This is a genomic window from Candidatus Pelagibacter ubique HIMB140, from assembly GCF_025558165.1.
In the GTDB taxonomy this organism is placed as follows: Bacteria; Pseudomonadota; Alphaproteobacteria; order Pelagibacterales; family Pelagibacteraceae; genus Pelagibacter; species Pelagibacter ubique_T.
This window is the reverse complement of the sequence record NZ_LAMZ01000001.1, coordinates 1,308,992-1,321,318: the sequence shown is the minus strand read 5'-3', so window position 1 is coordinate 1,321,318 and position 12,327 is coordinate 1,308,992. Positions and strand designations below refer to the sequence as shown.

At 30.2% G+C, this 12,327-nt stretch carries 9 protein-coding genes; 1 reads left to right on the top strand and 8 read right to left on the bottom strand.

Annotation, left to right across the window (positions count from 1 at the left end):
- Positions 1–33: 33 nt before the first annotated feature.
- From VP90_RS07050 to VP90_RS07030, 5 genes are all read right to left on the bottom strand, one after another.
- Entirely contained in the window at positions 34–1,290 is a 1,257-nt protein-coding gene (locus VP90_RS07050; RefSeq protein WP_262590409.1) for an MGH1-like glycoside hydrolase domain-containing protein, read from the bottom strand.
- On the bottom strand, positions 1,290–2,483 hold the full coding sequence (locus VP90_RS07045) for a carbohydrate ABC transporter permease (protein ID WP_262590408.1): 1,194 nt from the start codon (positions 2,481–2,483) through the stop codon (positions 1,290–1,292). Before VP90_RS07045 ends, VP90_RS07050 begins: the two co-directional genes overlap by 1 nt.
- A complete protein-coding gene (locus VP90_RS07040; protein WP_262590407.1) occupies positions 2,473–3,732 on the bottom strand; it encodes a carbohydrate ABC transporter permease in 1,260 nt (419 codons plus the stop codon). Before VP90_RS07040 ends, VP90_RS07045 begins: the two co-directional genes overlap by 11 nt.
- Positions 3,733–3,779: 47 nt before the next feature.
- The gene (locus tag VP90_RS07035; protein ID WP_262590406.1) at positions 3,780–5,111 is read right to left on the bottom strand and encodes an ABC transporter substrate-binding protein; all 1,332 of its coding nucleotides are present in this window, start codon (positions 5,109–5,111) and stop codon (positions 3,780–3,782) included.
- A gap of 115 nt (positions 5,112–5,226) precedes the next feature.
- A complete protein-coding gene (locus VP90_RS07030) occupies positions 5,227–6,303 on the bottom strand; it encodes an ABC transporter ATP-binding protein (RefSeq protein WP_262590405.1) in 1,077 nt (358 codons plus the stop codon).
- 81 nt (positions 6,304–6,384) lie between these two features.
- Between VP90_RS07030 and VP90_RS07025 the strand changes: the two genes are divergently transcribed.
- Positions 6,385–7,716, top strand: a complete 1,332-nt coding sequence (locus VP90_RS07025) for an NAD(P)-binding domain-containing protein (RefSeq protein ID WP_262590404.1) — start codon at positions 6,385–6,387, stop codon at positions 7,714–7,716.
- Here VP90_RS07025 and VP90_RS07020 read toward each other — a convergent pair whose 3' ends face one another.
- Genes VP90_RS07020 through VP90_RS07010 form a run of 3 tightly spaced genes read right to left on the bottom strand, consistent with a single transcriptional unit; the run spans position 7,717 to position 12,324 of the window.
- Positions 7,717–8,679: a 2-dehydropantoate 2-reductase N-terminal domain-containing protein gene (locus VP90_RS07020; protein ID WP_262590403.1), complete on the bottom strand. Its 963-nt coding sequence runs from the start codon at positions 8,677–8,679 to the stop codon at positions 7,717–7,719. It abuts the gene before it with no gap.
- Between the two features lie 8 nt (positions 8,680–8,687).
- Positions 8,688–10,166, bottom strand: coding sequence for a glycerol kinase GlpK (gene glpK / locus VP90_RS07015; RefSeq protein ID WP_262590402.1), 1,479 nt, complete (start codon positions 10,164–10,166; stop codon positions 8,688–8,690).
- A gap of 4 nt (positions 10,167–10,170) precedes the next feature.
- Complete coding sequence (locus VP90_RS07010) at positions 10,171–12,324, bottom strand: ABC transporter permease (protein ID WP_262590401.1); 2,154 nt, start codon at positions 12,322–12,324, stop codon at positions 10,171–10,173.
- Between the last annotated feature and the right edge of the window lie 3 nt (positions 12,325–12,327).

Genomic DNA, 12,327 nt, shown 5'->3' with positions numbered 1-12,327 from the left:
ATATATTTATTTGATTAATTAATCACTTAAAAATTAATCATTTATTAAATCTAAATATAATGCAGCAGACCAAGAAAAATTATTAGCTCCATAAGGAGTTCCTGATTTACAACTGTAGTATTCATGAAAATCCTTTTCATGCATTAAATCCAATGTATGTGATTTTATTTTATTGGCAAGTTCAGGATCTTTTTCTAACAATCCTTTGTATAAAATCCAATTACAGTTAATCCAAACAGGTCCTCTCCAATATCTTATCTCCTCAAAATATTTGTTATCAGGCTTTATTGACGAAAAGAAATATTTTTCATTAGAATTATACATTTTTAAACTTTGAATTATCGAATTATTAATTTCTTTATTTTGAATATCTGCAAACAAAATAAAATAATTTGTAATAGAAGGGATTTCTAATGTTTGCTTATTTAAAACATCATATGAGTAAAATGAATTATCACCTTTGTTATATAAACTAATTAATTTATTCTCAGTTTGTGTTATTTTTTTTTGTATAAATGTGCATTCAATATTATTTTTTGTTGCAATATAGACTAGATCTTTGCAAGCTTTCAAAAATAAAGAGTTAAAACCTATATCAGCAACATTAAACATTGAAATATCATAGAGTTTTTCAGGATTATATTTTTCATTTCTGAACTGATTTAAAAGAGTAATGTAACAATCATAGTCCCTTTTAAGTGGTCTTACATCACTACTTGAAACATCTAAATCTCTTCTTTTGTATTCAAGATTTTCTTCAATTAAAATTTTACTTAAAGGAAAATCCCATAAAGGTGAATTATCTGTGCCACTTTCCCATGGATGCAATATAGAAACTAAACCAGTATCATTTGGGTCTCTATATTTATAAAACCATTCTAAATAATTTTTTGTTTTTTTTACTAAATTCAAAATTCTTTCCATTTCACTAGAACTAAATTCATGCTTATCCAACATTAATTTTAAAATACTTGAGACAATCGGTGGCTGAGTAATTCCAGATGATGGAATTTTTTCACCACACTGCCAAGTATTATGATTTGGAAAATAATTTTCATCCTTATGATGAAATAAAATATGAGGAACCATACCATCAGACCATTGTCCCTCGAACAACTTTTCTAGCTCAACTATTGCGTATTCTTTATTAAAATAAGAATAACCTAGTGCTATATATGCTGAGTCCCAATTCCATTGTGCTGGGTATAACTTGTTATTTGTAGGCAGAGTATATCCCTCACGCCTATTATTTAATAAAATATTTTCAGCTTCTCTTTTTAACAAACTCATTAACCCTTAACGCTCCCTGATGTTAATCCACTAACTAAATATTTTTCAAAATAAACAAAAATAAATAAAATTGGCAAGGTTACAACAACTGAACCAGCCATCAAATATTGTCTAGGCGTTTCAGCTCCTACATTTAAAAACTGTATTGCTCTTGATAATGTAAATGAGCTAGGGCTATCTAAAAACATTAGTGAAAATAAAAATTCATTCCAAGCAATCATAAATACATATAATGCTACAGAGGCAATTGCTGGTAAGCTTAAGGGTAAAATGATTTTAACAATAATTCCAAACCAATTTTGTCCATCCATTATACCCGCTTCTTCAAGTTCTTTTGGTATACTTTTGAAATATCCTTGGAGCATATAAATTGCAACTGGCAGTGTTGTAGCCGTATAAATAATCAATAATCCAAATACTGAATTACGTAGACCTAATTGACTAAAAACGGTGTACAGTGGAATCACGAGCACTATCGCAGGAAACATATATATTATTAAAATAGAGGTAGACAAAAAGTGTTTTCCAAAAAAGTTCAATCTTGCAACCGCATAAGCTGCTGGGATCCCAAGTAATAAAGTAATTATAACCGTACCTACTGAAACAATTGAACTATTAAGCATGTACCTGCCAAAATTATATTCAGTAAAAACTATAATATAGGATTTGAATAAAGATTTTATATTTTGTGTAAAATCGATACTGAAATCTAAAGGATTAATTAATAAAAGAGCTTGAGTTTTGAAACTTGTTACTAACATCAAGTAAAATGGGAATAAAATTACAAAAGAAAAAAAGATTATTCCAAATAAGGTTAAAAAATCAAAAAATATAATTTGTGCAGAAAAATCATAACTAAAATGTTTCTTGTTATAATTAAATAGCTTATTAACAAAAAATAATAGTATAAGAAATGTACCTATATAATGCCAAATAGGTAAAGAACTATTAATAAAATAATCAACTAAAACAAACACAGATGCTAATAAAATTACTTTAAATAACTTGTTTAATTTTTCACTTAAGAAAATTGAAATAATAGAAATTATAATTCCACTTAAAAAATAAAAATTGAAATTTAAAGTTTTAAGTTCAATTCCTTGTAATGTGGATAAAATTTTCCAAATAGAAATTAGAGAAAATAAAAAAAATGAAGAAATTAAACTGAAAGTAATAATTGATTTAACTCTCATTGGCTCTCTTTCCTATCAGTTTAAAATAAATTAACATGAAAAATAAAAGTAATATTACAATCACAATTGATACTGCCGATCCCATACCAATATTTCCTATTGAAAATCCCTGTTCATAAACATTAATTGGAAGTGTTCTGGTACCTGATGCACCACCTGTTAATAGAAAAATATCCTCAAACTTGTTAAAATTCCAAATAAATCTAATCATAAATAAAATTGAAATCACTGCTGTAATCTGCGGCAATGTTATATTCATAAATTTGGTGTAAGGACCTGCTCCATCAATATCTGCCGCCTCATAAAGTTCTTTAGGAACTGCTTGAAGTCTTGCTAAAATAAAAAGGAAAGCCAAAGGAAAATATCTCCAGATTTCAAAAATAATAACAGTTGTTAACGCTAATCTTAATTTAAATTCAAAACCGAAAATAAAAATAGATACATACTTTTGACCTAACAAATTTATTGGCTTATCTATAATATTATAATTCAGTAGCAGGTTGTTTAAAGTACCACTATTAGGATCTAATAGAAGTTCCCATGTAAATGCCAAGGCCACAACTGGAGCTACATAGGGAAACAATAACGTACTTCTAACAAAGCTTCGACCTCTAAACTTTTGATTTACCATTTGGGCTGACAAAATTCCAAAAACAATTGCACCCACTGTTCCAAAAAAAGTATAATAAAATGTTGTTAATAATAAATTTTTAAATTCATAGTTTGTGATTACTTTTTTAAAATTTGACAAAGTAAAATCACTTGTCAAAAGAATGTTATCTGCTTTTCCTTTTAAATTAGGTTTATTTAATTTAAATTGTTTTTTATCAATTTTTTCACCATTTTTTGTTTCAAAAAAAATTACAAATTGCTCTCTGTATTTTTTTGACCAATTACCAAAATCACACTGAACTTTATTTGAAGTGAACTTACATCTCTCATCTAAATCAATTGGTTTAACATTGCTTGGGAATTTATCGTGGAATTTAACATTTCTAATATCTTGAATTAAGGAACTATTTCTTAATTTATAGATAATCTTAATTTTTGTATCTTCGTTTTTAATTGATTTGACTATTTTTTTTGCTCTTGGCTCTGGAATTCTTATATCTTTTAATTGAACTTCTTTAAAACTAATCCAAACGTTTGAAAATATTGGAAATAATACTATTGCAAATACAATTAGAACTGCTGGCAAAGTTAAAGCATAAGCAGTTCTTTTTTCTATTTTTGAAAGTGAATTACTCATAAAAAAAGCGGATAATTAATATTATCCGCTTTTTTATAAAATTAAAATTAATTGAACTGTGCTAATGCAGTATTGATCATATCAACTGCCTCATCAACATCAATTTGATCATCAATATATAATCTTGTTATTCTATTAATGAATTGAGAATTGATAACTTTAGAAGCTCTAGAAAGTTCACCTTCTTTAACTCCCCATCTGCTAGCAGTATCTAAACCAGCTACAATGTTATCTATAACATCTGCTGAATAAAGATCAGTTAATGGAGCCTTTCTATCCACTCCTACTGGAAGTTTTGACCAAGCTTTAGTATATGCAGCTGGATCACTTGCATTACCTCTTCTTACAGGAAATTTCCCTTCAGGAGCAATTGCTAAAGTTGAAGTATATCCTTCATCCATTGAATAAAGGATAAACTGTTTAGCTTCATCCGTATCTGCATCGGCTGTTATACCAAAGTATCTTACGTCTGCCCAAGCAGCACCTTTTTTATTGTTCGGTCCACTAAAGTTTGTAATGAAACCAGTTTTTGATGCTAACTCACTTGAAGTTGGATCGTCATTTATTGTTGGAGGAGCTGAATCTCTTAATCCCGCTAACTCATCCATAATAAATGGAGACCAGATAATCATTGGAGTTTTACCTGCAAAATAAAGTTCTCTAGATTGCTTCCAGTATAATTCTCCTTCTGGACTAGCTTTTGCAATTGTTTTGTAAAACTCTAAAGCTTTTTTAAGTTTGTTTCCTTGTTTTTTGATACCACCTTTTTTAACTACGTTAACTCCATTAGCCAATAATACATGTTCTAAAACCTGACTCATAAAGTTTTCATCTGTTTTTGTAGCAGCAACAAATCCAAACATATCATTTGAAGATAGTGTTTCTATTGCTTTGGTGATATTTGCATAACTAGTTGGTGGCTCTAAACCAGCTTTCTCAAAAAGATCTTTTCTATAAACGATCATTTGAGTCCAACCATCAACTGGAACAGCAGCAATTTTTGATCCTTGCTTAGCCATATTTAAAGCACCAGGTGCAAAAGTTTTTTTACCTAATTCTTTAACAACATCATTGTTAGCATCAACATCTAAAATTCCTGCTTCAGCCCATGGCAATACATATTGTAGTGTATGATAAATTACATCAGGTAAATCACCTGCTGCAGCTGCAGCTGTTGCTCTTTTACCTAGTTCTTTTTCGTCGATTGGAATAACTTCAACTGCAATACCAGTTTTTGCTTCGAAGGCTTTAGCCATATCTTCTTGCTTCGCCATTCTTGCTGGTTGAGTTTCAGTTGTCCAAAACTTGATATCTGCAAAAGCAACATTGTTTATAAAAAATGTTACAGCAGATAATAATATTAAAGTTTTTTTAAACATAATTACCTCTTGTTAATTATTTTTTTTTTAAACCTTAATATTTTTTATAAAAAATTTCTTATGCAATAGTGTCATCCCTGCAATGGGTTAATTTCAAGAATTTTTAAAAAAACCTTTATTTAAAGGCTAAATTATTGCTGTCGAATAAATGGCATTTGCTTAGATCAAATCCCAAACTAAGACTATCTCCAACGTTGACTTTACTAGCACCATCAGTTTGGACTACTAATGGCTCTCCCTCTTTTTCTAGATATAAAAAAGTAGATGAACCTAATTTTTCAATCACAAATACCTTACTCTCCCAACATTTTTCACCACTATTTATTAAGATATGTTCAGGTCTGATACCAATCTTTACATTATCTCCAGGTGAAACTTTATCTGAAGTTTTTGGAACGATAATTTTTCCTTGTCCTGAAATTTCAACTTCAGTTCCAGAATTATTAGAACTTATAACTTTAGAATTAATAAAGTTCATCTTTGGTGAACCAATAAACCCACCTACAAATAAATTTTCAGGTTCATTGTAAAGTTTTAAAGGCGATCCTTTTTGAGAAACAATACCTTGATCTAATACAACTATATCATCTGCAAGTGTCATTGCTTCTGTTTGGTCGTGTGTAACATAAATCATTGTTGCATTTAATTGATCATGCAATTTAGCTAATTCTACTCTCATCTGAACTCTTAAAGCTGCATCTAAATTAGATAAAGGTTCATCAAACAAAAATACTTTTGGTTTTCTTGTAATGGCTCTTCCTATTGCAACTCTTTGTCTTTGTCCACCTGACAATTGTTTTGGTTTTCTCTCTAAGTATTCTTCAATTTGAAGAATTTTAGCAGCCTCCATAACTCTTTCTGTAATTTCTTCTTTAGATTTTTTTTCAATCTTTAATCCAAAAGCCATGTTATCAAAAACAGTCATGTGTGGATACAATGCATAAGATTGAAATACCATTGCGATATTTCTTTCTTTAGGAGGAAGATCATTCACAACTTGTCCATCTATTGAAATTGTTCCTGAGTTGATCTCCTCTAAGCCTGCAATCATTCTTAACATTGTTGATTTACCACATCCGCTTGGTCCAACTAATACAGTGAAAGATTCACTCTTAATATCTAGAGACACATCTTTGATCACATGTGTAGATCCAAAAGATTTATTTATGTTCGAAATATTTATCTCAGCCATCTTAAATTAATATTTATATTGTATTTTCAGTTTATTTTTGATTATATTTATTTAGCATATTTATAAACTGGAGAAAACACAATGAGCAAAATTGCAATTATTGGAGCAGGACCCTGCGGTCTATCAATGTTAAGAGCATTCGAACACTTAGAAAATAAAGGTGAAAAAATTCCTGAAATAGTTTGTTTTGAAAAACAAGAAGATTGGGGAGGTTTGTGGAACTATAATTGGAGAACAGGTAGTGACCAATATGGAGATCCAGTTCATAATAGTATGTATAGATATTTATGGTCAAATGGGCCTAAAGAATGTTTAGAGTTTGCTGATTATTCTTTTGATGAACATTTTGGACAACCAATTCCTTCTTTTCCGCCAAGAGAAGTTTTGCAAGATTATATTCTTGGAAGAGTAAGCAAAGGCAAAATTAAAAATAAAATAAAACTAAACACAAGAGTTACAAATGTAACTTTCAGCAATGAAAAATTTGAAATAACCTACCAAGACAAAGTTAAAGATGAAATTTCAAAAGATACATTTGATTATTTAGTTGTTTCTACTGGTCATTTCTCAGTTCCTTTCATTCCTGAATATAAAGGAATGAATTCTTTTCCAGGAAGAATAATGCACTCACATGATTTTAGAGATGCCGAGGAATTTAGAGGAAAAGATGTGATAGTTTTGGGAAGTAGTTATTCAGCTGAAGATGTTGCTTTACAGTGTAATAAATATGGAGCTAAAAGTGTAACTATTGGATATCGGAATGCACCTATGGGATTTAAATGGCCTGAAGGTATGAAGGAAGTTCATTATCTGGATAGATTGGAAGGAAAAAAAGCAATTTTTAAAGATGGTACTGAACAGGATGCAGATGCAATAATATTGTGTACTGGTTACCTGCATCATTTTCCATTTTTAGATGAAAGCATAAAGTTAAAAACACATAACAGATTATATCCGCCAAAATTATATAAAGGAGTTATCTGGCAAGATAATCACAAACTTTTATATCTTGGCATGCAAGACCAATTCCATACTTTTAATATGTTTGATTGCCAAGCTTGGTTTGCAAGAGATGTAATTATGGGAAAAATTAAAATGCCAAGTGCTGATGAAATCAATAAAGATATCAATAAATGGGTTGCTATGGAGGAAAAATTAGAAAACCCAGATCAAATGATTGATTTTCAAACTGAATATACAAAAGAACTTCATGATATGTCTGATTATCCAAAAATAGATTTTGAACTAATCAGAAAACATTTCAAAGAGTGGGAACATCATAAAGTAGAAGATATCTTAACTTACAGAAACAAATCGTTCTCATCACCTGTTACAGGTTCTGTTGCACCTATACACCACACTCCATGGGAAACTGCAATGGACGACTCGATGAAGACATTTTTAAATAAATAATTAATAGTTAACTTTTAATTTTTTATTTTTTGTGATTGCACTTAATAGTACATTCATAAGTGGTATTTTATTTTTATTAATTTTTTTCAATATATAGGGTGCTATCTCTCTAGCAAGATCTGCGCCCTCAACTGTATCATTTTTCATAAATTTATTTTTTGCAACTTTAAAAGTAAAACCTTTTCCTAAATATTCACCCATTTTACTGTTTCTACCTCCAACTGCACTAACATATAAGTCACCCACTCCAGCTAACCCATGAACTGTTTCTTTTTTACCTCTAAAATATTTTATTAAGTATTCCATTTCATCTAATGATTTTCTAAATAAAGCTGAAGCAGTATTTTCACCTTCACCTGATCCAATAATCATTGAATATATATTTTTAATTGCAGATGAAAATTCAACGCCTTTTACATCGCTTGAATATTCTGTTTTGTAATATTTAGTTGAGATTAATTTTCCTATGTTTTTTGCGATATTAATATTCTTATTTGCTATCACAGTGTAACTTTTGATTTTTTTTGCCAATTCTTTTGCTAAACAAGGTCCTTTTAATACTGAAATATTTAAATTTTGATTTCCTTTGCTTAGTTGTTCCGACATAGTAATAATTTTTTTATTATTTCGATCATATTTAAGACCTTTGGTCAAAACGAGAATAGAAACTTTTCTTTTTATATTTTTTAAATGCTGTCTAACCATATCAATTCCAATAGAACTTACTGCAACAACAACTAAGTCCCATTTTTCATTAAATAGTTCTGATGAAAATTTTTTGATAGAAACTTTTTTTGATAATTTAAGTTTTAATCCTGGATGAAATTTTTTTTTTGTTATTAATTTATTTAAGAGATCTTTGCTGTAAGGCTCGGTTAAAGTTACTCTATGATTATTGTCAGCAAGGGGAAAAGTAAATGCAGCACCCATTGCGCCCGCTCCTATTATTAAAACTTTTTTCATGAGACTAATTACGCTAAAGTTTTTTTAATTGCTAGTTTCCACCCCGCCAAAAGTTCGTTTCTTAATGTTTTTTTAATATTTGGAGAGAAAACACGATCTTTTTTCCACATATTTTTGATTTGATTTAAAGATTTATATTCTCCTATTTGAAGTCCAGCTAATAAAGCTACACCCAAAGCAGTTGTCTCTAATATTTTTGGTCTAACTACTTTTAAATTAATAATGTCAGCTAAAAATTGTGTGAACCAATTATTTGCAACCATTCCACCATCTACCTTAACTATTCTTGGTTTCAAACCATCCTTGTTCATTGAATCAAACAAATCAAAACTTTGATAACCAACAGACTCTACCGTTGCTCTTACTATACTTTTCCAATCACTGTCTCTTGTTAGTCCTGTGATTACTCCTCTTGCATCTGGTCTCCAATAAGGTGCTCCCATTCCGCTAAAAGCTGGTACAACAAAAACACCGTCATTAATTTTAGATGATTTTGAAATTTTTTCAGTTTCAGGTGCTTTTTTGATCAATTTTACTTTATCTCTTAACCATTGTACTCCTGCGCCAGCTATAAAAATTGAACCTTCTAAGGCGTAAGTATTTTTATTATTTAATCGATAGCAAATAGTAGTCAGTAATTTATTTTTTGAATTAATTTTCTTTGGACCGGTATTCATTATAACAAACGCACCAGTACCATACGTGCTTTTTATAGATCCTTTTTCAAAACAAGTTTGTCCAAATGCTGCAGCCTGCTGATCACCAAGAACTGCAGAAATTGAAATTTCAACCCCTGTAATTTTTTTATCTGTTTTTCCAAAATTATCTGCTGAGTTTTTGACTTCTGGTAAAATCTTAAGTGGAATATTTAGTTTTTTTAAAATTTCTTTGTCCCATTTATTGTTATTAATATTATACAGCATTGTCCGACTTGCATTAGATGCTTCAGTTAAATGCTGCTTACCTTTTGTTAATTTCCAAATTAAAAATGTATCTACAGTCCCAAACAATAAATCATTTGAACTAAGAAGTTTTTTGGAAATTTTAACATTGTCTAAAATCCATTTAATTTTTGTTGCTGAAAAATATGGATCTATAAATAATCCAGTTTTATTTCTAAATAGATTTTCATAATTTTTTTTCTTAAGCAATTTACAGTAATCTTGGGTTCTTCTATCTTGCCATACAATTGCATTATAAATTGGCTTTCCTGTTTTTTTATTCCATAGAATTGTTGTTTCCCTTTGATTTGTAATTCCAATTGTAAGTATGTGACCTTTTAATTTTTTGGCTTTATTTATTACTTGTTTTAAAGCTTTAAGTGTTGTGGACCAGATCTCATTTGGATTATGTTCTACCCAACCATTTTTTGGAAAATATTGTTTAAACTCATATTGTGAAACAAAAACAATATTACCTTTTGTGTCAAATAAAATTACTCTTGAAGATGTTGTACCTTGATCAATAGAAATAATAAATTTTTTCAATGGACTAAGCTATGCCTAAGTGTTTTTTTCTTTTCTCAACCCAAGTTCTGATTAAATTATCAAAAATCAATCCTATGAAAGCAACACAGATACCTAGAGTTAGACCTATTCCAGCTCCATTTTTATCTGACAATGCCTTTAAAATGTACTGGCCCAGATCTTCTGTTCCAATAAAGGCTCCAATAATGACCATAAATAAAGCAAATACGATTGTTTGATTTATTCCAAGCATCATATGTGGGAAAGCTAATGGAAATTCAATCTTAGTTAATCTTTGAAATTTATTAACACCAGACATAGTTGCTGCCTCATGCAAACCAGCAGGTACACTTCTTAACCCTTCAATAGTATATCTGGTTGCTGGAATTGTTGCGTAAACAATTACTGCAATTAAAACTGAAGTATCTGTAATTCCAAATAGCATCATTACTGGAATTAAGTATACAAACGATGGGAATGTTTGAAAAATATCACAAACCCCTAACATAAATGCTGCAGACTTTTTGTTTTGAAAACATAAAGTTCCAACCGTAAAGCCTATTAAACAAGAAACGACTACTCCAAAAGTTGCCATGTACAATGTAACCAATGCTCTATCCCACCATGGGCTTAATGCTATAAATAAAGTTAAAGCAGCAACAACTAATGCTGATCTAATTCCTCCAATTAGATAACCAGCTCCTACAGCTAATACTAAAGTGGCAACAGCTGGCATTCTTAAATATAAAGCTCTCATTGGTTGAAGCACTTCTGTAATTAACCATGTATTAAATGCTTTTATGTAAACAAAGAATGTATCAAAAATCCAATCAACACCCTTGTTCCAAAAATCAGCTGTTGAAAATCCTTTGTTGTGTGGAACTTCAAATAAATAATTAAACGTATCTTTAAAAATAAATGTTCCGATATAAGCAAGAATAGCTCCAACAACTACTGATCCACCAAAAAATATAATATTTTTATTTCTTTGGAAAAAAGTAAGATTGCCGAAATAATCTTGTTGTTGATTTGCCCACGCTAATGACATTTTATCTAATAGAATTGCAATCAAACTAATACATAAACCTGCCTCAAGAGCTAACCCAATGTTAAGTTGGTTTAAAGCAAGCAATAGATTAAATCCTAATCCTTTAGCACCAATAAAAGCAGAGATCACTGCCATAGAAAAACAAACCATAATAACTTGGTTAACACCAATTAAAATATCTCTTCTTGCGGTTGGGATAAGTACTTTCGTCATTAACTGCCAGTTTGTGCAACCACTCATTCTTCCTGCTTCTATGACTTCTGGAGGAACTGCTCGTAGTCCAAGAATGGTTAATAAAATCATTGGAGGAACTGCAACTACCATTGTAATTATTACAGCTGCATGATCACCAACGCCAAATAAAACAAGTGCAGGAACTAATACTGCATATTGAGGCATAGTTTGCATCACTAAAAGAATTGGATACAAAGCATTTTCAACTCTTTTACTTTTGTAAGCAGCAATACCTAAACTGATACCGAATGCAAATGATAGAGGAACAGCTACTAATATAAAAGAAAGTGTTTGCATTGAAGGTTTCCACTGACCAAAGATTGAAATATAGACCATTGTTAAACCTGCAAACAAAGCAAGTCCTATACCACTCAGTTTATACGCAAGTATTGTCGCTCCGGCTGCAACGATAGTCCAAGGTAAACCTGGTAATTCTAACCAAGGATAAGCATCAATAAAATCCCAGCTAGTGAATGCTACTATAGTTTCTAATCCACCAAGCAAAATTTCTCTAATCAACTCAATCAAAAACGTCATAAAAGACGTTAAATTTCTACTAATCTCTAATAAAAGCGGTCTTGTTTTAAACTCTTGAGTATCTTCATTCCAAAACTCCATTGGCATCCACTCGTTCATTAAGAAAAATAAAGAGTCGTTTATCCAAATAGGCAACCAACCAAGTAAAGGTGGTAATCTCCAAAACACATCAAACGCATAATATCTGACTTCTTTACCTAGAAAAAAATAAACACTTTGGTTAGGATCTTTTACAAATTCTGCTTGGCCTCTTATAAATTTATAAGTTTCAGGAACATCTATTGCAAAACAGAGAGCAAAAAATACAACCAGCAAAAATATCCATTGAAACAACTTTGGGTATTTTTTTAAATATTCCATGGT